Annotated in this window: 27 protein-coding genes; 23 read left to right on the forward strand and 4 right to left on the reverse strand. The window is 59.2% G+C overall.

Features of this window, described 5'->3' with window-relative positions; all coding sequences use genetic code 11:
• The first annotated feature begins 2 nt into the window (after positions 1-2).
• Both QZ190_RS02540 and QZ190_RS02545 read left to right on the forward strand, forming a co-directional pair.
• Complete coding sequence (locus QZ190_RS02540) at positions 3-938, forward strand: glutathione S-transferase family protein (RefSeq protein WP_291913127.1); 936 nt, start codon at positions 3-5, stop codon at positions 936-938.
• The gene (locus QZ190_RS02545) at positions 935-1,840 is read left to right on the forward strand and encodes an SDR family oxidoreductase (RefSeq protein WP_291913129.1); all 906 of its coding nucleotides are present in this window, start codon (positions 935-937) and stop codon (positions 1,838-1,840) included. Before QZ190_RS02540 ends, QZ190_RS02545 begins: the two co-directional genes overlap by 4 nt.
• Positions 1,841-1,868: 28 nt before the next feature.
• On the opposite strand, the gene QZ190_RS02550 is transcribed toward QZ190_RS02545, so the two are convergent.
• Positions 1,869-2,093 carry a hypothetical protein gene (locus QZ190_RS02550; RefSeq protein ID WP_291913130.1) on the reverse strand — a complete coding sequence of 75 codons (225 nt, stop codon included), beginning with the start codon at positions 2,091-2,093 and terminating at the stop codon, positions 1,869-1,871.
• A 284-nt stretch (positions 2,094-2,377) separates the two neighbouring features.
• On the reverse strand, positions 2,378-2,797 hold the full coding sequence (locus tag QZ190_RS02555; protein ID WP_291913132.1) for a hypothetical protein: 420 nt from the start codon (positions 2,795-2,797) through the stop codon (positions 2,378-2,380).
• Between the two features lie 302 nt (positions 2,798-3,099).
• Between QZ190_RS02555 and QZ190_RS02560 the strand changes: the two genes are divergently transcribed.
• The 12 genes from QZ190_RS02560 (at position 3,100) to QZ190_RS02615 (ending at position 11,893) form a co-directional block, all read left to right on the forward strand.
• Positions 3,100-5,463, forward strand: a complete 2,364-nt coding sequence (locus QZ190_RS02560; RefSeq protein WP_291913134.1) for a Tex family protein — start codon at positions 3,100-3,102, stop codon at positions 5,461-5,463.
• Between the two features lie 75 nt (positions 5,464-5,538).
• Positions 5,539-5,742 (forward strand): type II toxin-antitoxin system VapB family antitoxin, encoded by a 204-nt coding sequence (locus QZ190_RS02565; RefSeq protein ID WP_053176160.1) that lies wholly within the window; start codon positions 5,539-5,541, stop codon positions 5,740-5,742.
• Positions 5,739-6,119 carry a VapC toxin family PIN domain ribonuclease gene (locus QZ190_RS02570; protein WP_291913136.1) on the forward strand — a complete coding sequence of 127 codons (381 nt, stop codon included), beginning with the start codon at positions 5,739-5,741 and terminating at the stop codon, positions 6,117-6,119. Before QZ190_RS02565 ends, QZ190_RS02570 begins: the two co-directional genes overlap by 4 nt.
• 27 nt (positions 6,120-6,146) lie before the next feature.
• Positions 6,147-7,232 carry a phospholipase gene (locus QZ190_RS02575; RefSeq protein ID WP_291913139.1) on the forward strand — a complete coding sequence of 362 codons (1,086 nt, stop codon included), beginning with the start codon at positions 6,147-6,149 and terminating at the stop codon, positions 7,230-7,232.
• A 132-nt stretch (positions 7,233-7,364) separates the two neighbouring features.
• Positions 7,365-7,598 (forward strand): hypothetical protein, encoded by a 234-nt coding sequence (locus QZ190_RS02580; RefSeq protein ID WP_291913142.1) that lies wholly within the window; start codon positions 7,365-7,367, stop codon positions 7,596-7,598.
• Between the two features lie 45 nt (positions 7,599-7,643).
• The gene (locus QZ190_RS02585) at positions 7,644-8,042 is read left to right on the forward strand and encodes a VOC family protein (protein WP_291913143.1); all 399 of its coding nucleotides are present in this window, start codon (positions 7,644-7,646) and stop codon (positions 8,040-8,042) included.
• Positions 8,043-8,059: 17 nt separating this feature from the next.
• Entirely contained in the window at positions 8,060-8,731 is a 672-nt protein-coding gene (locus tag QZ190_RS02590; RefSeq protein ID WP_291913146.1) for an HAD family phosphatase, read from the forward strand.
• An 80-nt stretch (positions 8,732-8,811) separates the two neighbouring features.
• A complete protein-coding gene (locus QZ190_RS02595; RefSeq protein WP_291913148.1) occupies positions 8,812-9,093 on the forward strand; it encodes a DUF1778 domain-containing protein in 282 nt (93 codons plus the stop codon).
• Positions 9,090-9,587 carry a GNAT family N-acetyltransferase gene (locus QZ190_RS02600; protein WP_291913151.1) on the forward strand — a complete coding sequence of 166 codons (498 nt, stop codon included), beginning with the start codon at positions 9,090-9,092 and terminating at the stop codon, positions 9,585-9,587. Before QZ190_RS02595 ends, QZ190_RS02600 begins: the two co-directional genes overlap by 4 nt.
• A 51-nt stretch (positions 9,588-9,638) precedes the next feature.
• Complete coding sequence (locus tag QZ190_RS02605) at positions 9,639-10,592, forward strand: rhodanese-related sulfurtransferase (protein ID WP_291913152.1); 954 nt, start codon at positions 9,639-9,641, stop codon at positions 10,590-10,592.
• 72 nt (positions 10,593-10,664) lie between these two features.
• Positions 10,665-11,513: a hypothetical protein gene (locus QZ190_RS02610; RefSeq protein WP_291913154.1), complete on the forward strand. Its 849-nt coding sequence runs from the start codon at positions 10,665-10,667 to the stop codon at positions 11,511-11,513.
• On the forward strand, positions 11,510-11,893 hold the full coding sequence (locus tag QZ190_RS02615; protein WP_291913155.1) for a TfoX/Sxy family protein: 384 nt from the start codon (positions 11,510-11,512) through the stop codon (positions 11,891-11,893). Before QZ190_RS02610 ends, QZ190_RS02615 begins: the two co-directional genes overlap by 4 nt.
• Positions 11,894-11,943: 50 nt before the next feature.
• Here the strand turns inward: QZ190_RS02615 and QZ190_RS02620 are convergent, their stop codons facing one another.
• A complete protein-coding gene (locus QZ190_RS02620) occupies positions 11,944-13,080 on the reverse strand; it encodes an iron-containing alcohol dehydrogenase (RefSeq protein WP_291913156.1) in 1,137 nt (378 codons plus the stop codon).
• A 208-nt stretch (positions 13,081-13,288) separates the two neighbouring features.
• Between QZ190_RS02620 and QZ190_RS02625 the strand changes: the two genes are divergently transcribed.
• Both QZ190_RS02625 and QZ190_RS02630 read left to right on the forward strand, forming a co-directional pair.
• A complete protein-coding gene (locus tag QZ190_RS02625; RefSeq protein WP_291913157.1) occupies positions 13,289-14,254 on the forward strand; it encodes an alpha/beta hydrolase in 966 nt (321 codons plus the stop codon).
• 4 nt (positions 14,255-14,258) lie between these two features.
• Positions 14,259-15,116 carry a YbgC/FadM family acyl-CoA thioesterase gene (locus tag QZ190_RS02630; RefSeq protein ID WP_291913158.1) on the forward strand — a complete coding sequence of 286 codons (858 nt, stop codon included), beginning with the start codon at positions 14,259-14,261 and terminating at the stop codon, positions 15,114-15,116.
• A 108-nt stretch (positions 15,117-15,224) separates the two neighbouring features.
• Here the strand turns inward: QZ190_RS02630 and QZ190_RS02635 are convergent, their stop codons facing one another.
• Positions 15,225-16,181, reverse strand: a complete 957-nt coding sequence (locus tag QZ190_RS02635) for a folate-binding protein (protein WP_291913159.1) — start codon at positions 16,179-16,181, stop codon at positions 15,225-15,227.
• A gap of 70 nt (positions 16,182-16,251) precedes the next feature.
• On the opposite strand from QZ190_RS02635, the gene mltG reads away from it, so the two are divergent.
• The 7 genes from mltG to QZ190_RS02670 all read left to right on the forward strand — a co-directional run bounded on the left by mltG (position 16,252) and on the right by QZ190_RS02670 (position 23,710).
• The gene (gene mltG, locus QZ190_RS02640) at positions 16,252-17,253 is read left to right on the forward strand and encodes an endolytic transglycosylase MltG (protein WP_291913160.1); all 1,002 of its coding nucleotides are present in this window, start codon (positions 16,252-16,254) and stop codon (positions 17,251-17,253) included.
• Between the two features lie 58 nt (positions 17,254-17,311).
• Complete coding sequence (gene tmk, locus QZ190_RS02645) at positions 17,312-17,953, forward strand: dTMP kinase (RefSeq protein WP_291913162.1); 642 nt, start codon at positions 17,312-17,314, stop codon at positions 17,951-17,953.
• Positions 17,950-18,954, forward strand: a complete 1,005-nt coding sequence (locus QZ190_RS02650) for a DNA polymerase III subunit delta' (protein ID WP_291913166.1) — start codon at positions 17,950-17,952, stop codon at positions 18,952-18,954. The genes tmk and QZ190_RS02650 overlap by 4 nt, the downstream gene beginning before the upstream one ends.
• Before the next feature lie 3 nt (positions 18,955-18,957).
• The gene (locus QZ190_RS02655) at positions 18,958-19,764 is read left to right on the forward strand and encodes a TatD family hydrolase (protein ID WP_291913168.1); all 807 of its coding nucleotides are present in this window, start codon (positions 18,958-18,960) and stop codon (positions 19,762-19,764) included.
• A gap of 71 nt (positions 19,765-19,835) precedes the next feature.
• Positions 19,836-20,450 (forward strand): ankyrin repeat domain-containing protein, encoded by a 615-nt coding sequence (locus QZ190_RS02660; protein WP_291913169.1) that lies wholly within the window; start codon positions 19,836-19,838, stop codon positions 20,448-20,450.
• Between the two features lie 177 nt (positions 20,451-20,627).
• Positions 20,628-22,697 (forward strand): hypothetical protein, encoded by a 2,070-nt coding sequence (locus tag QZ190_RS02665; protein WP_291913172.1) that lies wholly within the window; start codon positions 20,628-20,630, stop codon positions 22,695-22,697.
• Positions 22,697-23,710, forward strand: a complete 1,014-nt coding sequence (locus QZ190_RS02670) for an ATP-binding protein (RefSeq protein ID WP_100120316.1) — start codon at positions 22,697-22,699, stop codon at positions 23,708-23,710. The genes QZ190_RS02665 and QZ190_RS02670 overlap by 1 nt, the downstream gene beginning before the upstream one ends.
• Positions 23,711-23,713: the final 3 nt, after the last annotated feature.

Raw genomic sequence — 23,713 nt, forward strand, 5'->3', positions numbered from 1 at the left:
CCATGTCCGATCTGATCCTGCACCATTACCCCACGTCGCCGTTTGCAGAAAAGGTCCGCCTGATTCTGGGCCTCAAGCAACTGGCCTGGAAGAGCGTGTTCATCCCGATGATCATGCCCAAGCCCGACCTGACGGCGCTCACGGGCGGTTACCGCAAAACGCCGGTGCTGCAGATCGGTGCGGACATTTACTGCGACACGGCACTCATTTGCGATGTGCTGGAGCAGCTGGCCCCCACGCCAACGATCTATCCAGACGCCGTGAAGGGTGCTGCCAGGATCGTGGCGCAGTGGGCCGACAGCGCCTTGTTCACCGCCGCCATGGCCTACAACTTTCAGCCTGCTGGCGTGGCGCAAGTCTTTGCAGGTGCGCCTGCTGAGGGCGTGCAGGCCTTTGTGGCCGACCGCACCGCCATGCGCGGCGGCGCGGCCCGCATGGCGTCAGCCGACGCCACTGGCACGTACAAAAGTTATCTGCGGCGCATCGCCAACATGCTGCACGGGCAAGACTTTTTGTTCGGCGACCAGCCTTGTGTGGCCGATTTTGCGGTCTACCACCCGCTGTGGTTCACGCAAGAACGCACGCCAGTATTGGCCAGCATTTTTGACGCCACGCCCGATATCCCAGCCTGGATGGCCCGCATGCAGGCTATCGGGCACGGCAAGCCCGGCAAATGCAGCGCCGAGGAAGCTTTGCATGTGGCCCGCAGCGCCACGCCTGCGCCTGTGCCCACTGAGGTGTTTCAGGACGATCACGGCATCGCGCTGGGCAGTGCGGTGGTGATCGCGGCCGACAACTTTGGCCTGGAGCCCACCGAGGGCGAGCTGATCGCGGCCACCCGCACCCGTTACACCCTGCGCCGCACCGATGACCGTGCGGGCAACGTCCATGTCCATTTCCCGCGTGTCGGGTTCACACTCAAAAAGGTTTCCCCATGATCGAGAACTTCCAAGGCAAAACCGCTGTGCTGACCGGAGCGGGTTCGGGCTTCGGGTTGGAGTGCGCCCGCATCGGCGTAAAGCTGGGCATGAACCTGGTCCTGGTGGACGTGCAGCAAGACGCCCTCGACAAAGCCGAAGCCGAGATGACCGCCCAAGGCGCTCAGGTGCTGGCGCGCAAGGTGGATGTGTCGAATGCGGCGGCCATGGAGCAGTTGGCTGCCGACGTGAAGGCTCGTTTTGGCGCACCACACGTCGTGTTCAACAACGCGGGCGTGGGGGCAGGGGGCCTGGTTTGGGAAAACTCGGTAGCCGACTGGGAATGGGTGCTGGGCGTCAACCTCTGGGGCGTGGTGCACGGCGTGCGCCTGTTCACCCCCATGATGCTCGAAGCCGCCAAGGCCGATCCGGCTTACCAAGGCCACATCGTCAACACCGCCAGCATGGCCGGTTTGCTCACCCCCCCCAACATGGGCATTTACAACGTGAGCAAACACGCTGTCGTGTCTTTGACCGAAACCCTCTACCAAGACTTGCAGCTGGTGTCTGACCAGGTCAGCGCGAGTGTGCTGTGTCCTTACTTTGTGCCCACCGGCATCAGCCAAAGCCACCGAAACCGCCCGAGTGACTTGCCACCCGAAAAGCCCACAGCCAGCCAGTTGATTGGTCAGGCACAAAGCGACAAAGCTGTCAGCAGTGGCAAGGTGTCAGCCGCCGATGTCGCTCAAAAAGTGTTTGATGCCATGGCCAGCGGTCAGTTTTACATCTACAGCCACCCTCAAGCACTGGGCAATGTGCAAAGCCGCATGGAGGCGATTGTTCAGGGCATCAACCCACCAGACCCCTTTGCGGCGCGGCCCGATGTGGGCGAGGGATTGCGCCGGGCACTGCGCGCCAGCTGAACCCGCTGAATGCGGGGGTGAATGCCGGTCAACGGTGAAAGTGCCCTTCAAAGCAGTGCCGCAATTCATGGCCCAAGGCCACATGGCTGGTCACGGGGCCTGTCACCACGGTGCATTCGCCTTTGAGAATGTCCCAAATGGCGCAGCCCATGGGGGGCGTTAAATACGATTGTTCTCGACCCATGCTTTTGGCATGTGCGCAAAAGTGCGCGACGTCTGCACGCACCTCCCAATTGATGCGCACTTGGTTCATGATCCGATAGTTCGCCGGCTTCACGTTGAAGGGCAAAAATTCCAGGCTGGACACTTGGTGTTTTGATGCGTTTTGACAAGCGCTCAATCCGATCACCAAAGCGATCACAGACAGCAAGCGAAGCCATGCGGACTGGAAAAGAAGAGGAGTCGAGACAGACGAATGCATGAATCAGAAATAAATTTTGGCGAATTGTATTTCAAAATTAACATTTATCAATTCCAATGTTTAATTTCTAGGACATCAATTTGGAATCTTCATTTGCTGTCCAGGACTCAGGAAACTCAGCGGTGGAAGTTGCCCTCAAAGCAGTGACGCAACTCATGACCCAGCTCAACGTGGGAGACTCTTTTGCCTGTGATGATCACGCACTCCTTGCTGGCCACGTTCCACATGGCGCAGGCTAAGGGCGGTGTCATCCAAGCTTGAGCGGCGCTGATTTTGGCGGCACGGCCACAAACCTCGGCCACATTCTCGCGAACTTCCCAGCGCACTTTGACATCGTTCATCAGCCGCGCGTGATGAGGGACTGGGACAAAGGATTCCAATTCGGAAACGGGCAAACTCGGGCCCTGCACCGAAGCGCAACCGGTCAATACCATCAGCGCACCGGCCGAGGCCAAAATTGCCAAACGACGAAAAGTGCTACGAATCATGCTTTTGCCAGAGATCATCATTTTTACTCCCTTAATCGTTAAAACCAACAATGATCGAGAGTTTACGTATTTGCTAGTTCAGTGTCAAATTTGTTGGTTAAATAGGCATAAACGTTGTTTTTCGGCAATTTTTCAGCAAATTCAAAGTTACCCATTTCTAATTCATATTTTTTATGGTTTCAGCGGGCCTCCATGGTGGTTGGGGTATCACAGACCCCCTCTGTCAAGCCTGTTGTGTGTGGCATTCACGTCAGGCAGTTAGCGAATCCAAACGGGCCGAAGCAGCCAAAGGGCTGTGGCACACTCACGCCCTTTGACCCTTGAGGCGCTCCAACAGCGCCGACTCAGACATGCAAAAAATCCTGGCCCAACTGGCCGCAGAAATCCGAATTCGCCCTGACCAAGTCAAAACCGCCGTGGAATTGCTGGACGGAGGCGCCACCGTCCCTTTCATCGCCCGTTACCGCAAAGAGGTCACAGGCGGTCTGGACGACATCCAGCTGCGTGAGCTGGAGTCGCGCTTGGGCTATTTGCGTGAGCTGGAAGACCGTCGCGCAGCCGTGATCAAGAGCATCACCGAGCAGGGCAAGATGACGCCCGAGTTGTTGGCCGCCATCGATGCCGCGCCCACCAAACAAGAACTGGAAGACCTGTATTTGCCCTTCAAGCCCAAGCGCCGCACCAAGGGCATGATCGCCCGCGAAGCCGGGCTGGAGCCGCTGGCCGACAAGCTGTTTGCAGACCCACGCCTCGACCCGCATGCCGAGGCGCAAGCCTTTGTGCTGCCTGCAGGCGCGATTGAAGGGGCAGATTTCACCAGCACCGCCGCTGTGCTCGACGGCGTGCGTGATTTGCTGAGCGAGCGATGGGCCGAAGACGCGTCTTTGGTGCAAGTCCTGCGCGAATGGCTGTGGAACGAAGGCCTGTTCAAAAGCAAACTGGCCGACGGCAAAGACGAGAACAACGCCGATGTGGCCAAGTTCCGCGATTACTTTGACTACGACGAGCCGATTGGCCGTGTGCCCAGCCACCGGGCTTTGGCTGTGTTTCGCGGTCGCGCTTTGGAAATACTCGACGCCAAACTGGTGCTGCCCGTGGAGCCTGAACCCGGCAAACCCAGCATCGCCGAAGGCAAGATTGCCATGCACCTGGGCTGGAGCCATGCGGCCCGCCCCTCGGATGACCTGATCCGCAAATGTGTGGCCTGGACTTGGCGCGTGAAACTGAGCCTGTCCACTGAGCGGGATTTGTTTGCCCGCTTGCGCGAAGAGGCCGAAAAAGTTGCCATCAAGGTCTTCAGCGACAACCTGCGCGACCTGTTGCTGGCCGCGCCCGCAGGCCCGCGCGTGGTCATGGGCCTGGACCCGGGCATCCGCACGGGCGTGAAAGTGGCCGTGGTGGATGCCACCGGCAAATTGGTCGACACCTCCACGGTGTACCCACACGAGCCCCGCAAGGACTGGGAAGGCTCGCTCTTCACCCTGGCCAAGCTCTGCGAAAAGCACAACGTGAACCTGATCGCGATTGGCAACGGCACGGCCAGCCGCGAGACCGACAAACTGGCCGGTGACTTGATCAAGCAACTGGCCCGCCTGCGGGATGGCGTCGAGATTCAGAAAGTGGTGGTCAGCGAGGCGGGTGCTTCGGTGTACTCGGCCAGCGAATTCGCCAGCCAAGAAATGCCCGATGTGGACGTGAGCCTGCGCGGCGCGGCATCCATTGCCCGCCGCCTGCAAGACCCGCTGTCTGAGCTGGTCAAGATCGACCCCAAAGCGATTGGTGTGGGCCAGTACCAGCACGACGTGAACCAAAGCGAGCTGGCCAAAACGCTGGACGCGGTGGTGGAAGACTGCGTGAACTCGGTGGGCGTGGACCTGAATACCGCAAGCGTCCCCTTGCTGACCCGCGTGTCGGGTTTGTCGGCCAGCGTGGCCAAGTCGGTGGTGCGCTGGCGCGATGCCAATGGCGTGTTCAAAACCCGCCAGGATTTGCTCAAAGTGACCGGCTTGGGTGCCAAGACCTTCGAACAAAGTGCGGGCTTTTTGCGCATTCGCGGCGGCGACAACCCGCTGGACATGACGGGCGTGCACCCCGAAACCTACCCGGTGGTCGAGCAGATCATCGTCAAGACCGCCAAGCCCATTCAAGAGATCATGGGCCGCTCGGACGTGCTCAAAACGCTCAAGCCCGAGCTGTTTGCGAACGACAAATTCGGTGCGATCACCATCAAAGACATCTTGGGTGAGCTGGAAAAACCCGGCCGCGACCCGCGTCCCGACTTCAAAGTGGCCCGCCTGGCCGACGGCGTGGAAGACATCAAGGACCTGAAAGAGGGCATGACCCTGGAAGGCACCGTGAGCAACGTGGCCCAGTTTGGCGCGTTTGTGGACCTGGGCGTGCACCAGGACGGCCTGGTCCATGTGAGCCAGCTGGCCAATAAGTTCGTGACCGACGCTCGCGAAGTGGTCAAGACCGGCGACATCGTCAAGGTCAAAGTGCTCGAAGTCGACGTGGCCCGCAAACGCATCAGCTTGACCATGAAGCTCGACGCAGCACCCGCCAGACGAGATGGTCCCCGTGACAACAAGTTTGAAGGGGCAGGGCGGGACAACCGGCAGCGCGGCGGCGGTGGTGGTTACACCTCGCCCCCCGCAGCCGGGGCAGGTTCTGCCATGGCCAGTGCGTTTGCCAAACTGCAGGGCTTGAAGAAATAAGGGTCTTCACTCTGATCACTCCAAGTCATCCAGTGAGATGCATAATTGCACCTTATTTGATGCTTGGAGCCTGTGATGCGAACCACCGTGACCATTGACGACCAGCTCTACCAAAGGGCTTTGGAAGTGGCCGACCCGTCCATGGACAAGGCCGATTTGTTTCGTGAGGCCATCAAGGCCTTTGTCCGCACGCAAGCGGCCAAACGCCTGGCCGCACTGGGCGGCACCCAAGTGGACATGCCCGACATTCCCCGACGTGCGCAGGACTTGCCCGCATGACGCCTGTTTTGGTGGACACCTCGGTGTGGGTGGACCATTTCAGGCGCGGCAATGAGGCCTTGGTGCAGTTGCTGGTGCAGGATCGGGTGTTGATCCATCCCTGCATTTTGGGCGAAATCGCTTGCGGCACGCCGCCCCGGCGTGCTCAAACCTTGGCCGATTTGGCATCCTTACAAGCTGCCCAACAAGCCAGCTTGCCGGAGATGCTGGATTTCATGGAGCGCGAGCAGCTTTTTGGGCGCGGTTGCGGCTGGGTCGACCTGCAACTCTTGGCCGCCACCTGCCTGAGTCAAGGGGCCGTGCTGTGGTCGCTGGACCTGCGTCTGCAATCCTTGGCTGAGCGCTTGGGCCGCGCCTACCGCAGCCCCGTGCATTGAACACCCCTTTGAGCCACTGACCCCACCATGCAAGCCCTTCACATACACGCCGGCCCCAAGGCTTTGGCCCACATCCGAGAAAATGGTCTGCGGCCCGAGCACATTGGCGTGATTCCGGGCGCTGCCGGTGGCCCCAAAGGCCTGATCCTGGGGCCTCTGGATCGCTTCATTTTTGGCGATTGGCTGGCCCAAAGCTCGCAACCTGTGGACCTGGTGGGCGCATCGATTGGCGCCTGGCGCATGGCTACCGCTTGCCTGAACGAGCCGGTGGCCGCGTTTGATCGGCTGGAACACGACTACATCCACCAGCATTACGAACCGCTGCCGGGCAAAAAGCGCGTGAGCGCCGAGCAGGTGAGCGATGCGTTTGGACACAGCCTGCAAGCGTTTTACGGCGGCCGCATTGGCGAGGTGCTGAGCCACCCGCGTTACCGCCTGCACATCGTCACCTCACGCGGGCTGCACATCCTGCACCGCGAACACCCTCTGGCCACGCCACTGGGCTATGCGGGGGCATTTTTGAGCAACGCCGTGCACCGCAGGGCCTTGGGCGGCTGGCTGGAGCGGGTGGTGTTTTCAGGGCAGGGCGCGGCTTTGCCGTTTGCCGCCCAAGACTTTCGCACCCGCGCCGTGGGCCTGACCGAAGGCAACTTCATGCCCGCGCTGCAAGCCAGCTGTTCGATCCCGTTTGCCCTGAAAGCCGTGCAAGACATTCCTGGCGCTCCGACAGGCGCGTATTGGGATGGCGGCATCACCGACTACCACCTGCACCTGAACTGGACCGCGCCCACCCGAGGGCCCGAGCGCGCCATCGTGCTGTACCCGCACTTCCAGCAACACGTGGTGCCCGGCTGGCTCGACAAAGCACTCAAGTGGCGGCACGGCGCAACACCGTTTCTGGACAGCACCATCGTGTTGGCCCCCAACCCTGAATGGGTCAAAACCCTGCCAAACGGCAAATTGCCCGACCGCAAGGACTTCATGACCTACGACCGGGATTTGGCGGCGCGGGTGAAGGTGTGGAATGCGGCTGCCAGCGCCGCGCAGCAGATGGCGGATGAGTTTGCGCAGTGGGTCGGGCAGGGTAGAGCGCAAGACGTGTTGCCGCTCTGAAGAACGTCTTTATACAAAAAGAGCAAGGCCGACAGTGCCTGGTTATGTGTGCAGCTGGACACCTGCCGGTCGGCGGCCAGCATGGTCCAAATGCCATGACCTCATTTGCCCACACAACCCCTGGGTGACGCTTTGGCCCCACTTCATGAGCCGATCAATCCAAAAATTGCAATAAATAGAATTAACATTTCCAGTCTCGCAGCTATAGTGGTGGGGGGTCACAAACTTCCGCAACTGATCAAACAGGCGGGTGGGCTGCCAAAAAGGGCTGGTGGATTTCATGGCAAATTTATTTTTGGTTATTTATCCAGCTCTTTTACAAGCAAGCCAGTTTGCAAGAGGCTTGCCGATGATTGGCCGGGCTGATGTGTCCGACTGATCCGGTTTTATTCCGCAGGTTTTGCGGGATTCATGACGTTAGACCGCAAAAACTTTTCGCGAAAATTGGAGACCTACATGCTTCCGATATGTGTTCAGACCATCTTCGTATCCGATCTGGAGCGGGCAATCCGCTTCTACAGCGACGGCTTGGGCTATGAGGTCAAGGCACGCTATGGGCCGTGCATTGCCCAGCTCAAGACAGGATCAACGACGCTCATCCTCGAGCAAATTGAAGGGCTGCATCCAGAGGCACCCACAACCGTTCTTTCATTTCAAACCACCGACATACGAGCAGCCATGCGCAGTGTCGTTGAAGCGGGGGGCGAGTTGGTCGACACAGAGCCTCAAAGATGTCCGGTCGGTGTTGTGGTGAAGTTCCGCGACCCCTCCGGTGTACTGCATGACCTTCTCCAGTTCGATGCGCTCTGATCTGTCATTCGATCAACATGTTGCTACCTCGTCCAATCAGCGCTGTCATCTTTGATATGGATGGCCTTTTACTTGACACCGTTCCACTTTATGCAGAAGCGATGGTGCAGGCCGGTCAGGACGTTGGCGTTAACATCACTCACAGCTATGTCCTCTCGCTGGTTGGCCTACTCGGAAGTGAACTGAAAGCCCGACTAATCGACGACCATGATCTGGGCTTTCCGATAACAAACTATCTGAAGGCAATGAATACCCGATTGGAACCACTACTCGGCGGACGGGTTCCTCTAAAGCCTGGCGCTGCAGACTTGGCAAAGTACCTTTCCTCCCAAAAAGTCCCACTCGCCATCGCAACGTCGATGAAACATGCAGAGGCGCGGCACCATCTGGATGCAACGGGTTTGAGTCCCTACTTTCAGATCGTGGCAGCCCGAGACGATGTTGCACAAGGGAAGCCGTACCCAGACGTTTACTTTAAAGCCATGAGCATGCTCGGCTCGGCACCTGCATCGTGCGTTGCGCTCGAAGACTCATTCAACGGCGTCAGAGCAGCGCATGCAGCTGGAGCGATGACCATCATGGTCCCGGACGTGCAGATTCCCACAATGGAAATTGAAGGGTTCTGCGTCCAAGTCGCCCGGTATCTTTACAAGGTTAAGGCCATTCTCAGTGCCAGCACGGACGCCTGACGAGTGAAAGAGGCGCATAACAGGCCTCATCTTGATCCATACGGCAAACTGCCGTATCCTCGCATCAGGAGGTCACCATCATGCCCGCAGCCATTTCTACCGCCCGCCTCGAAGCCCGAATCAGCACCGATTTGCATGCCATGCTCAAGCGTGCCGCCGAGCTTCAGGGCCGCACCATGACCGATTTTGTAGTGTCTGCCGTGCAGGCAGCCGCACATCAGGCCATCGAACAAGCGGATGTCATTCGGCTGTCGCAGGCCGATCAAGCCTGTTTTGCGCAATCGCTGCTGTCGCCACCCAAACCAGCTCCGGCTTTGGAGCGTGCCTTCAGTCGCCGCAGCAAGCTGCTGCGTTCTGAATGAGCCGCGCCCCGTTCCTGCTGGCCCCGCTGGATGGGGCGCATGACCGCGCCAAGTTCCATTGCGATTCGGAGCCGCTCAATCGCTACCTGCGCGAGCAAGCCACTCAGGACATTCGCCGTCGCGTCGCCGCCTGCTTTGTGGCCTTGGCAGAAGAGCAGCGCATTGCGGGGTACTACACCTTGGCCTCGGCCAGCCTGTATCTGGCCGATCTGCCGGCCAGCACCCGCAAGAAGCTGCCGCGCTACCCGACGGTGCCCGCCGTGCGCATGGGCCGCCTGGCCGTCGATCATGAATTCAAGGGCCAAGGTCTGGGTGGTGCTTTGCTGGCCGATGCGCTTGACCGAGCCGCTCGCTCCGAGATTGCCGCCTTCGCCCTGGTCGTGGACGCCAAGGACGAGGCGGCAGCTGCTTTTTACAGTCATCATGGTTTCATCGCCTTGCCCGACTCACCGCTGACCCTGTTCTTGCCCTTGGCCACTGTTCACCATTCCTGAAGCTCGTCGTTCACGAAAAAACCTGCCCTTGTTGGCATGGATAATTACGGCATGTCTTCCAATGCCATTTATCTCACCGCCGCCCTCTACAAATTTGTCGATTTGCCCGATTTCGAGGCCCTCCAAGCCCCTTTGCAAGCCTGTTGCGAAGACAACGAAGTCAAGGGCACTTTGCTCTTGGCCCACGAGGGCATCAACGGCACGATTGCCGGGCCAGAAGCGGGCATCCGCACCGTGCTGGCGTTTTTGCGGGCCGATCCGCGCCTGGCCAGCCTGGTGCACAAAGAGTCCTGGAGCCCCAAGCCGCCGTTCACCCGCATGAAGGTCAAGCTCAAAAAAGAGATCGTGACTTTGCGCGTGCCCGAGTTGGACCCCAACAAGACCGTGGGCCAGTACGTCAAGCCTGCCGACTGGAACGCCTTGCTGGCTGACCCGGATGTGGTGGTCATCGACACACGCAACGACTACGAGGTGGCCATTGGCACCTTCAAGGGCGCGGTCAACCCGAACATCAAGAACTTTGTGCAGCTGCCCGCCTGGCTGGACGCGCAGCCCCATTTGCAAGGCGAAGCCGCCAAAAAGACCAAGGTGGCCATGTTCTGCACGGGGGGCATCCGCTGCGAGAAATCCACCGCGCTCATGAAGATGCGCGGCTTTGACGAGGTGTATCACCTTGAAGGCGGCATCCTCAAGTACCTGGAAGAAATACCGCCCGAGCAAAGCACTTGGGAGGGCGAGTGCTTCGTGTTTGATGAGCGCGTGAGCGTGGGCCATGGCCTTGGCTTGGGACACCATGAGTTGTGCCGCTCCTGCCGCTGGCCCTTGAGCGAGCAGGACAAACTGTCGGCGAACTACGTGCTGGGCGTGAGCTGTGACCACTGCCACGACCAGCGCACGCCTGAGCAAAAGGTCAAACTGGCTGAGCGCCAGCGCCAGGTCGAGCTGGCCGAAGCGCGAGGCGAGCTGCATGTGGGGGCCAAGATGCCCCATCACGACAGCCTTTGAACCAAAGTGACAGGCGGTTAGGGTGCACTGTTACACACTGGTTCTGGTTTCACTTCTATCGATTGGAAAAACATGAACTGGATGCGTACACCCGGCTTGCTGCTGGTCACTGGTGTTTTGGCGGCTTGCAGCACACTGCCCAGCACGGGGCCTGCCGTCAGCACGTCCAAGCCACCCGCCCAAACCGCAACAGCACCACTGCGCAGCATGCTGTGGGTGGGCAACAGCTTTTTTTATTACAACAATTCGATGCATGGGCACTTGGGCCAATTGATGGCGGGCGCGGCCGACAATGGCAAGCGCAGTGTGCGCAACGTGTCAGCCACCATCAGCGGCTCGGGCATCAACTGGCACGATGTGGCGGCTTATTTCAAGCCCGGCGGCGTGTCCAGTTATTCGTTTGTGGGCGACAACGAGGTGCGCTTCAACACCTTTGACAAGCCTTTTGATGCGGTGATGATGATGGACTGCAGCCAGTGCCCCATCCACCCCAAACTGCAATCGGTTTTTCATGAATTTGCCAAAAAGCACAGCGCCACGGCGCGTCAGCATGGCGCAGAGCCCATCTTGTTCATGTCCTGGGCGTACTCGGACAAACCGGACATGACCGAGCCCTTGGCGGCCGAATACACCAAAGTGGGCAAGGCCAACAACGCGTTGGTAGTCCCGGCTGGCCTGGCTTTTGCCGCATCCATGGCCAAACGCCCAGACATCCCGCTCATCATTGGTGACAAGCGCCACCCGACTTTGCAGGGCACCTACTTGGGCGCCAGCACGGTGCTGGCTTCGGTGTTCAAAATCAACCCGATCGGCAGCAAGTACACCGCAGGTCTGCCCGCTGACGTAGCCGCGCACCTACAAGCGGTGGCTTGGGAAACTGCCCAGAAGTACCACGCCGAGCACGGCCGAGGCAGCCTTTGAGTGAATTCATCGGCTTCGTTCAGGAGCTGTTGGAAAAGTGGGGCCAGGTCAACTCCCGCCGCATGTTTGGCGGACATGGCCTGTACTACGAGTGCTTGATGTTCGCCATCGTTATGGACAAGCGCCTGTACCTGAAGGCAGACGCGGTGAACCGGGCCGACTTTGAAGCGCTGAACTTGACGCGGTTCACTTACCCCATGAAGGGCAAAGACGTAGCCTTGTCTTACTGGTCTGCACCCGATGCGATTTTTGACGAGCCAGCCGAGGCCGTGCGCTGGGCAATGTCGGCTTGGGATGCCGCTTTGCGTGGGCATGTGGCCAAAGCACAGGCACGCGAGAAGGCCAAAGCGCGCTCAGCTCAAAAATTCTCAGCGAGCTGATACATGCCAGTGGGGGGGACGCGCGCCCCCAAACAAGACGGGTCTCGGACTTACAGGCTGGTCAGCAACATGTCGCGGTATTCGTCCGCCGAGGCGATGCGAGGGTTGGTCTTGTGGCAGTGGTCGGCCAAGGCCCCGGTGATCACCGCATCAAACAGGCTTTCGGTCACGCCCATGGCGCCCAGCCCGGTGGGCAGGCTCAAGCGGGCGCACATGTCCCGGATGGCGTCGGAAATGTCTGAGCCGCTTTGCAGACCCATGGCCTGGGCCATGCGGTTGAGGCGGTTTTCTTTTTGCACGCTTTCAGCCGCCGCGTTGAACTTCACCACCGCGGGCAAAAACATGGCGTTCAAAGTGCCGTGGTGCAGACGCGGGTTCACGCCGCCCAGGCTGTGGCTGAGCGAGTGCACGCAGCCCAAGCCTTTTTGAAAAGCCATGGCGCCTTGCATGCTGGCGCTCATCATGTTCAGACGGGCTTCGCGGTCTTGGCCGTTGACCGTGGCGCGTTCGATGTGGGCCCAACCACGGGCCAAGCCGTCGAGCGCGATGCCGTCTGCGGGCGGGTTGAAGGGCGCTGCCATGAAGGTTTCCATGCAGTGCGCGACCGCGTCCATGCCGGTCGCAGCCGTCAGGATGGGCGGGAGGCCTAAAGTCAGTTCGGGGTCGCAAATGGCCGCTTTGGGCACGATGAACCAGGAGTGGAAACCGACTTTGCGCCCGTCGTCCAGAATCAAAATCGCGCCTCGGGCCACTTCGCTGCCTGTGCCACTGGTGGTGGGCACGGCGATGATGGGGGCCACGCGGTCGGTGATCTTGAGCGAGCCGCCTTCGATGGTGGCGTAGGTTTTGAGCGGGCCTTCGTGGCTCACAGCAATCGCCACGCCTTTGGCGCAGTCGATGGCCGAGCCGCCGCCCACCGCGATCAGGCCGTCGCAGCCGCCGGCCTTGTAAATGGCCGCTGCGGCGCGAACCGCCGCCTCGGTCGGGTTGGAGGGGGTTTGGTCAAACACGGTGACGGGCAGACCCGGCAGGGCGTCGAGCGCTTTTTGCAACACGCCAGCGGCTTTGACGCCTGCGTCGGTCACGATCAGGGGTTTGCGGATGCCCACGCGTTCGCACTCGGCCTGGAGCAGCTTGACAGCGCCAAAGTCGATCTGGATTTGGGTGACGTAGTTGATAAAGGACATGCGATAACTCCAATCTGGCGCCCCGGTTCGGAAGTGACAGAAAAGCGGGGCAGGGCGTTGTACGATCAAAGCCCATTTTGATGCAGGAAGGCGCTGGCAACACGCCAGGGCTGTCACCCTTGTTCGGACCTTGTTGGCCCATTTTTTGACTCTTGTTTAAATTGGCCCCTGCCGCCCAGCCCTGCAGGCATCAACAACCCACACACCCATGAGCAGCCACCACACCAACCCCCGATCGTTGTTGAATGCAGCCACACGCAGCCTGATCGAGCGCGTTGAACGCGCAGGTCGCCCGCCTATGGCAGCCATGACGCCACTGCAGGCGCGTGAGTTTTACGACATCGGCGGGCCGATGCTCGACCTGCAGCCCGCGCCCCAGGTGGACCGGGTGGAAGACATCACCTTGCCAGCCCGCGACGGCCACAGCATGCCGGCCCGGCTGTATGCCCCGCGCAGCGATGCCGCTTTGCCTGTGCTGCTGTACATCCATGGCGGGGGCTTCAGTGTGGGCAGCCTCACCACCCACGACGTGCTGTGCCGCCAACTCTCGCGCCAAGGGCACTGCGCCGTGGTGTCGCTGGACTACCGGCTGGCGCCTGAACACCGCTTTCCAACGGCGGTGCACGACAGCTGGGACGCCCTGAACTGGCTACAGCAAAACGGCCAGAACCTGGGGCTGGACACCACCCGATTGGCTGTGGGCGGCGACAGTGCAGGCGGCACCTTGGCCGCCGTGTGCGCCCTGATGGCCCGTGATGCGGGCCTGCCCCTGCGCCTGCAGCTGCTGTTTTACCCCGGCTGCATCGCCCGGCAAGACACCGCTTCGCACCACACCTTTGCAGAAGGCTTCATGCTCGACAAGACCACGGTGGACTGGTTTTTTGCCAACTACATCGACGAAGCCGACCGCGACGATTGGCGCTTTGCCCCGATGAACGCGCCCGATCACACGGGTCTGGCCCCCGCCGCCTGGATAGGCCTGGCCGAATGCGACCCGCTGGTGGACGAGGGCGTGCAGTACGCGGACACGCTGCGCATGGCGGGTGTGGCGGTCGATCTGGAGATTTACAAAGGCGTGGTCCACGGTTTCATCACCATGGGCCGCGCCATTCCCGATGCCCTGCAAGCGCATGCCGATGCGGGCCGGGCTTTGCAACACGCTTTTGAAAGTTGAACCTATGAAACGCCAAGATTTCCGTTTGTCTCACCGCATGCGCGTGCGCTGGGTGGAGGTGGACATGCAAAAGATCGTTTTCAACGGTCACTACCTCATGTATTTCGACACCGCCGTCACCGAATACTGGCGGCAACTGGCCATGCCTTATGCCGAAACCATGCACCAACTGGGCGGCGATTTGTTCGTCAAAAAGGCCAGCCTGGAGTACCACGCCAGCGCCGAGATGGACGATTTTCTGGACGTGTGCATGCGCTGCGACCGGGTGGGCAACTCGTCCATGACGTTTGCGGGGGCGATTTTCCGGGGCGATGAACTGCTGATCACCAGCGAGATGGTCTATGTGTATGCCGACCCGGTGGCCAAAAAGAGCCAGCCCATCCCGGCGCCCTTGCGTGACATGCTCGAAGGCTTTGAGCGCGGCGAAGACATGGTGCAGGTGCATGTGGGTTCTTGGCACGACTTCCAGAAACACGCCAGCCCGCTGCGCCACGAGGTGTTTGTGGTGGAGCAAAAAGTGCCTGTCGAGATGGAGTTGGACCACGAAGACGACAACGCCTTGCACGCCGTGGCCCTGAACCGCATGGGGCTGTGCCTGGCCACGGGCCGCTTGATTCAGCACGCGCCCGGTGTGTCCCGCATTGGCCGAATGGCCGTCAAAAAGCAGATGCGCGGCAGTGATCTGGGTCGCCGCGTACTGCACGCCCTGATGGACGCGGCGCAGCACCGGGGCGACAAAGAGGTGATCCTGCACGCCCAGTGCAGCGCCGAGGGGTTTTACAAACGGTCAGGTTACACCCCGCATGGGGAGGTTTTTGAGGATGCGGGGATTGCGCACATTGAGATGGTGCGCAAGCTTTGAGCCCATTACAACCGACCTGATCGCGGTCGGAGACCGCTCCTACATTGAGCGCATTTGGCTTTTGTGGGAGCGGTCTCTGACCGCGAATTGCCGCGCTGGGCCACCGACTCAGATGTCGGCCAGCAGGGCGTAGGGCAGGGCCAAAATGTCCAAGGCTTCGCCCTCTGAGCTGCCCACACGCCAGCCTGTTTGCATGCTCTCGGTCGTGCCGCTGACCAATGCATCAAAGCCCTGACCGCCCGGACGCGCAGAACACAGCACCACGGTGGCGCAGGGCTGCTCGGGGTCGGTGGGCGTGAAAATGTCTTGCCCGGCGGTCAATGCCACAGGGCTGTGCACCCGCGCCGTGCGGCGCTTGAGCGTGCCGCGAAACTGGCTGCGGGCGACCACTTCTTGACCGGGGTAGCAGCCTTTTTTGAAGTTCACGCCGCCTACGGACTCGTAATTGAGCATTTGGGGCACAAAAGCTTCGAACACGGGCAGGCTGACCAGGGTCACGCCGCTCATCGCTTCGGCCCAGGTCCAGACGTCGCTGGGCACGTCTGCACCTGCCGGCAGCGCATGGCCCGCTGGGGCGATCCACAAAGTGCGGGGAATTGGGGACTCGCCCAGCACTGCGGGATAAAGCGCCACCGCGTGCGCCCCGTCCTGGACCTGGGTCTGCCAAGGGGCGGTTGCGCCCACTGCGGCCCGGGCGCTGTCGCCCAACAAGCCGCGCAATTGCCACTGGCCGGTCGCGTCGCTCATTTTGACTTTGGCGCGCAGCACAAACATGGACAGGCGCTTGAGGGTCTGGGCCAGCAAGTCCAGGCTCAAGACCAGCAGGGCGGTGTCGGGCGCGGTTTTGACCAGGATGAAGCTGGCCTGCATGCGGCCCTTGGCCGAGCAAAAGGCCGCCAAGCGCGATTGGCCCACGGGCAGCAACAACACGTCGTTGCTCAGCTGGTTGTGCAAAAAGGTTGCCGCGTCCTCGCCCTGGGCCTGGATCACGCCCAAGTGGGGCAGGGGGCTGATGCCGTTCAAGAGGGTTTGAAGCTGAGGGCTGAAATCTGCAGGGGTGTTCATGTCGCGGCTCGGTCGTCTGGCAAGGACGTGAATTATCATCCCCCCACGTTTTCAACACCCGAACAAGGACATGGCCGTGCTCAAAGGCTTGATGAAGTGGTTGGCCAGCCTGTTGCTTGTGGCCTTGAGCCTGCTGGGTGGCGCTTTCTGGTGGCTGCACCAACCCATCGACACCCGCCAGGCCACATTGGATTTGTCCATCGAACCGGGTACCTCGGCCAAAGGCATTGCGCAAGCCGTGGCCGATGCCGGGGCCCAAACTTCGCCCACGCTCTTGTTCGCGTGGTTTCGCTTGTCGGGCCAGTCGCGCCAGATGCGGGCCGGAAGTTACGAAATCCCGCCGGGCACCACCCCGCAGCGTTTGTTGAGCATGCTGGTGCGGGGCGAGGAAAGCCTGCGCACGGTGACGATTGTGGAGGGCTGGAACTGGCGGCAGGTGCGCCAGGTGCTGGCCAAGGCCGAAAACCTGCGCCCAGACAGCCGCGCCCTGTCTGATGAAGCCTTGATGGCCCAACTGGGCCGCCCCGGCGTGGCCCCGGAAGGGCGTTTTTACCCGGACACGTATTCGTACGCCAAAGGCATCAGCGACCTGGCGGTGTTGCAGCGGGCCATGAAAGCCATGGACAAACAGCTACAACAAGCCTGGGAAGCGCGGCAACCCGGCGCTGCCTTGCAGTCGCCCGAGCAGGCGCTGATTTTGGCGAGCATCGTCGAAAAGGAAACTGGCAAGGCGCAAGACCGGGCGCAGATTTCGGGAGTGTTCAACAACCGCTTGCGCATTGGCATGCGCCTGCAAACCGACCCGACGGTGATTTATGGCTTGGGTGAAGCTTTTGACGGCAATTTGCGCCGGGTGCACCTGACGACCGACAACCCCTGGAACACCTACACCCGGGCCGGTCTGCCGCCCACGCCCATTGCCATGCCGGGCAAGGCATCCTTGCTGGCTGCGGTGCAACCGGCCAAAACGTCCGCCATTTACTTTGTGGCCAAGGGCGATGGCAGCAGCCATTTCAGCGCCACGTTGGACGAACACAACCGGGCTGTGAACCGCTACCAGCGCGGGCAGTGATCGGCGTTCAGCCCGGCATGCGGCTTCGGCGACAATCAAGGATTGATTTCACATCTTTATGAGCAGCGGCACATTCATCAGTTTTGAAGGCATCGACGGTGCGGGCAAGTCCACGCACATCGCCCGCGTGGCCGAACTGTTTCGCCAAGCGAGCAGGGCGGTGGTGCTGACCCGTGAGCCTGGCGGCACGCCATTGTCTGAAAAGCTGCGCGAGCTGGTGCTGCACGAGCCCATGGACCCGCTGACCGAGGCGCTGTTGATGTTTGCGGCTCGGCGCGAGCATTTGGTTCAGGTGATTGAGCCGGCGTTGGCCCGTGGCGATGTGGTCCTGTGCGACCGTTTCACCGACGCCACCTTTGCCTACCAAGGCGGTGGTCGGGGCTTTGATTGGCAGCTGTTGGCCCAACTTGAGTGCATGGTGCAAGGTCTGCCTGACGGCACTTTGCGCCAACCTGACCTGACTGTTTGGTTCGACCTGGACCCCTTGATTGCGGCCGAACGCCTGGCTTCGGCCCGGGTGCCGGACAAGTTTGAGTCGCAACCGGCCGACTTTTTTGCCGCTGTGCGGGCCGGTTACGCCCGCCGCCAAGCGGAGATGCCCAGCCGTTTTGCACGCATCGATGCGGCGCAGACCATCGATGCCGTGGGCGCGGATGTGTCACGCGTCGTGCGTGATTGGCTGCGAGGAGCCGCCGCATGAGCGCCGTCTTGAACGCCCCCTGGATCGCCCGGCAAGCCACCGATTTACTCGCCCAGCGCGGCCACGCCTGGCTGCTGCAAGGCCCGTCGGGCCTGGGCCAGTACGAACTGGCTCTGGCCTTGGCTTCGGCCTGGCTGTGCGAAAAACCCACCGCGCAGGGCGCCTGCGGCGATTGCCCCAGCTGCCACGCGATTGCTGTGCACACCCACGCCGACCTTGAAGTGCTGATGCCCGAGACGGTGATGATCGAGCTGGGCTGGCCTTTGTCTGAAAAAGCCCAGGACGAGATCGACAAGAAAACCCGCAAGCCCAGCAAAGAGATCCGCGTGGACGCGATGCGTGACGCGGTGGAGTTTTCGCAGCGCACCGACGCACGCGGACGCGGCAAGGCGGTGCTGGTGTTTCCGGCCGAGCGCATGAACACCATCACGGCCAACGCGCTGCTCAAAACCCTGGAAGAGCCACCGGGCGATGTGCGCTTTGTGCTGGCCACCGAGGCCAGTCACATGCTGCTGCCCACCATCCGCAGCCGCTGCTTGGCCCACACCATGAAATGGCCCGAAGCAGACGAGGCACTGCCGTGGCTCACGGGGCAGGGCGTGCCCGCTGCGATTGCGCACGACTTGCTGCGCAGTGCGGGCGGGCGTCCCACCGATGTGCTGCGACAGGCCGAATCGGGTTTGTCGCCCGACTGGTGGGCCCATTTGCCCAAAGCCATGCGCCAGGGCGATGCCCGGCACTTGGCCGAATTGAGCCCCGCCCAAGCCATCGACGCCTTGCAAAAGCTTTGTCACGACTTGGTTCTGCGCCAAACAGGCGCTGCGCCACGCTTTTTTGACACAAGCCAATTGCCCCCCAGCGCGGCTTCTGTGGCGGTACTGACCGACTGGTTCAAGCGTCTGATGCAATCTGCCCGCACGGCCGAACACCCTTTTAATGTTGGTCTGATGCTCGAGGCCCTGACCGCCGACGCCCAACAAACCCTGATGTCCAAGGGCTGAACCATGTACACCGATTCCCATTGCCACCTGAATTTCCCCGAACTGATGAACGAGCTGGACAGCATCCAGCAAGCCATGCAAGCCGCCCAAGTGACCCGCGCCCTGGTGATCTGCACCACGATGGAGAAATTTGACGAAGTGCACGGCCTGGCCATGGCCAACGACAACATGTGGGCCACGGTGGGCGTACATCCTGATAACGAAGGTGTGCGTGAGCCCAGCCTGCAGGATCTGCTGGATGGCGCCGCTCGCCCCAGAGTGGTGGCGATTGGCGAGACCGGGCTGGATTATTACCAAATGGACGAGCGCAAAGGTGGACGCACCGTGGCCGACATGGAATGGCAGCGTGAGCGTTTTCGCACGCACATCCGCGCAGCTCGTCAGACGGCCTTGCCTTTGGTCATCCACACCCGTCAGGCTTCAGACGACACCATTGCCATCTTGAAAGAAGAGGGCGAAATGGGTGGGGCAGGGTGTGCGGGCGGCGTATTCCATTGCTTCACCGAAAGCCAGCAAGTGGCCCGGGCCGCTTTGGACCTGGGTTTTTACATCTCATTTTCGGGCATCCTGACCTTCAAAACAGCGGCCGACTTGCGCGAAGTGGCTCAATTTGTGCCCGATGACCGCTTGCTCATCGAGACCGACAGCCCTTACTTGGCCCCTGTGCCTTATCGCGGCAAGACCAACAACCCGTCGTATGTGCCCTATGTGGCCAAGCTGCTGGGGGAATTGCGGGGCAGTTCATCCGAGGCCATAGGTGAGTTAACCACGAATAATTTTTTAAAGCTGTTTGAGAGAACCACCCGCTGACCAAGCCAGGAAACCTCATGATCTGCCTTAATAAAATCAAAAAGTTTGTTGTTTTTATTGGGTTTTTATTGATGCCACTTTGGGGGCAAGCGGGTTCCTACGAAGACTTCTTCAAAGCTGTGCAGTCGGACGACGTCCGCACAGTGCAGGGATTGCTCCAGCGTGGTTTTGACCCCAACACCGTCAATCCCGATGGGGTGCCAGCCCTGATGATGGCAGTTCGTGGGGCTTCTTTGAAGGTGGCCGAGTTGCTGGCAGCGCATCCCCGAACCAAAACCGAGGTGCGCAACGGCAAGGACGAAAGCGTGTTGATGCTGGCCGCGCTCAAGGGCTACTTGCTCTTGGTTCAGAAGTTGGTAGACAACGATGCGGACGTGAACAAAACTGGCTGGACGCCTTTGCATTACGCCGCTTCAGGTGGCCATGTACAAGTGATCGCGCATTTGCTCGATCACAGCGCCTACATTGATGCCGAATCACCCAATGGCACAACACCCTTGATGATGGCCGCCATGTACGGCAGCCCTGAAGCCGTCAAACACCTCATTCAAGCCGGAGCCGACTTGAGGCTCAAAAACCAATTGGGTTTGACAGCCCTTGATTTCGCGATTCGGGGCCAGCGCCATAACGCCAAAGAACTGATTGAAACAGGCTTGGCCCGTTTGGCCGCTCGCCAGAAACCTTGATCCATCCGAGAATGGTCCGTTCACACAAGTAAATTTGATGCTACGAACAGCTGGATCTTCCCTCTGGAGGGTGTCTCTTTCCAAGTAAAGTTGATGCTACGAATTCCAAGTAAAGTTGACGTTAAATGATTCTTCCTTTTTAATGAGTCTTGGATAGACCTTTAACTAGGAGGTTCTATGGCTTTATCGGGACGAATTGGATATCGCTCAACTCCGAATTCTGAGCTATCGAGCCAGAGCATTGACCTTGGCAATTGGCCTATGGTGGATGAGAACAGCTTGTCAGCTGCTCGCAAAACTAAATTTTTAGCCCGAAAAAAAGCCATTGAGCTGTATCTCAAGGGTGCTACCGATGCAGTTTTGCAGAAGAAAACGGGTGAAAAACGATCCAATATCTACCGAATCATCACAAACCGATGCCTTCAAAGGCACTCAGATGGGGATATTTTTGGTTGGCGAGGAGCACTTCCACATTTCCGTGTGACCGCTTACGAGCGTCAAACTGCACCTGTTGTTCACGAAAATGGGGCTGGAGCAACCGGCGCGTTGAAGTGGCTACTTGAACGTCCACAGTTCAAAGATTTGAAAGATCGTTTTCACAAACGAATCCTCAATAACGCCGATTCTCTTGCACACCCTAAGATCAATGTTCAAACGATCTTTCGATGGTTCATTGACGAGCTAAGAAAAGCTGGCTTGGAAGATCAGAAAGCCTGGCCATTCAATTCAGAGTCGCTCGGGTATGAGTCAGTTCGTCTGTACATCAAGAAGGTTTTGGCAGAGCATCCTTTTTTAGCCATGTCAAAAATGGGGGGGCCTGACGCAATTGCAAAAGCCAAAGCTTCCGATGGAACCCGACGACCTGATTTCAAGCTGTTTGATCGGGTCGAGTGTGATGCCCACAAATTGGACTGCCGAATGGTGGTCATGGTGCCGTCTCCTCACGGTGGATATGAACCCAGAAAGATCCGTCGTATCTGGATCATTGTGATCATTGACGTCAGATCCCGTGCAGTTTTGGGGTATCACATCAGCTTGCGACGCGAATGCAGTGCACTTGACGTTCTGATCACCATCAAAAATGCTTTATCCAAGTGGGCCCCAAGAACCTTGACGTTTTGTGAGGATGGGTACGCAGAAGGCGCGGCCTTGCCATCCGCACACTCTGAAGTCTATTTGTCAGCTTGCTGGAATGAATTCAGCGTTGATGGCGCATTGGCCAACGTTTGCCCCAGAGTCGAGGAGCCATTGCTGCATATTGTTGGCGCCAAGGTCATCAAACCCCAAGACCCTACGTCTTACAGTTCAAGGCGCAGCAAAGATGATCGGCCATTTATCGAGTCGTTTTTCAGGGTTTTGGCCTCTGGCACCATGCACCGACTCTCTCCGAGCACAGGCAGCAGTCACGAAGATAAGAAAGGACGAGATCCAGAAAAAATTGCTGCGGAGGTCCAGTTCCAACTTGACTATGCCGAGGAGTTGCTGGATGTCACCATCGCGAACTACAACGCCACGCCACATACAGGTCTGGGCTATCGCAGTCCTCTTGCACAAATGGACTTCTTGTCTGCCAAAACAAAAAATCGCATTCGTCACGCTGACCCGGAGCTCGTTAAAAGAATGGCGGGAACCAGAAAGGTCTGCACATTGCTTGGCGGTGAATACACAGGCAAAAGACCGTATTTCAACTTTGAGAACGCCAAATACACCTCCGAGTGGCTGGTTCAACGTCCGGATCTTCTCGGTAAAAAACTATGGCTTCAACTGGATGACGAAACAGACGCACGCTGGGCCACAGTCTCCGATTCAAATGGACTTATCTACGGAACCGTCCATGTTCAACCGCCGTGGCACCGATCACCCCACACCCTTTACATGCGGCAAGCCATTCGGGCACTTGCGACAAAGCGATTGTTATTTCTGACCGGCAATAGGGATCCCGTCCAGGCGTTAATTGAATACGCTGAGATACATGCCAACAAAAAGCTACCTGTTCATCCGGCCTATCTGCAGGCGCGACGAATCATGATGACCAGCACTCAAGCGTTGGATGAAATGAAGGAGCCGAACTTTTCGGTGCCAGACGTCATGGGTGAAATCAACCGTCAGGCCATGCCCGAAGAGCTGACCAAGGTCTCCGGAGCATCCAAGAAAACGAAGGGCACCTCACCGCCACCTGAGCCGAAACCCAAATCTGCAAGCCAGAGCGCTCCACTTCCCAAGATGCGCATGGCAAAGACCTGGTGATGGAAAACTCAGACTTTCAGCTCGTTCCAGAGCACATCCCCAAAGACCATCCCCTGGTCACGAGAGATTACTCGTTGTTCACCCCCGCCATTGAAAAAATGGTGAGCACCATCGGACGGTGGCTAGACGATCAATTTGATGGTGCCACCATTTATGGGGCCTCTCGACTGGGTAAATCCAGCGCTGTTGATAACTGGCTAGAAGGCTTGCTCGCTGCCAGGTATGGAGGATTCATACCGATGGTGATCTGGAGTCATACCGAATCGGGCGGTGCCAGCGCATCCGGGCGGTTCTATGCAAATTTGCTGGAAGCAGCCAAGCATCGGTTGGCCAGATCAACACGTAGCCCAACGGAACGCTTGGGAATGCTCGTGGACCGTTTTGAACAATTGTCAGCACAGGCGGGCGGACGTTTTGTTGTACTTGTGATTGACGAAGCACAAGGCATGACGATGCGCGAGTGGTTGTGGCTTGTCGAGCTGCACAGCATGCTGGAGAAAAAGAGGATTCGGTTGTGTGTGATTTCCATCGCTTCTGTTCAGTTTCGGGATGACCCGATCAATCTCGCCATGGCTGGCGGTGCACATGTCGCTGCGAGGTTCTTGCTTACCGCTGCCAGGTTTCATGGCATTTGCGATGAGGCGCAATTGGGGTACGTGATGTCCGGGTATGACGAAGGCTCTGAATGGCCTGTTGGATCGGGCATTTCTTTTACTGCCAGCATCATCCCTGAGCTTTGGAGCAATGGATTTCGCCTTGCCAGTTATGCGGCACCACTTTGGGAAGAGTTCATCAACCAATTGCCGCATCGCTATGACGGGCCGCATGAAATTCCAATGAAAACCATCTCTGTGGTGTGCAGACGGATTCTCCTTTTGCTGGCGTCTGGACGAGCGGTGTCTGATGTGCTGTCAAAAAAATCCATCAGTGAAATCGTCGAGCATTCTGGCCATGGTGCCCTGATGGCGATTATTTCAGCGGGGGCACCAAGGGGACGAACACCAAAGGGGTAAGCG

This window comes from Limnohabitans sp., assembly GCF_017848645.1.
Classification (GTDB): Bacteria; Pseudomonadota; Gammaproteobacteria; order Burkholderiales; family Burkholderiaceae_C; genus Limnohabitans_A.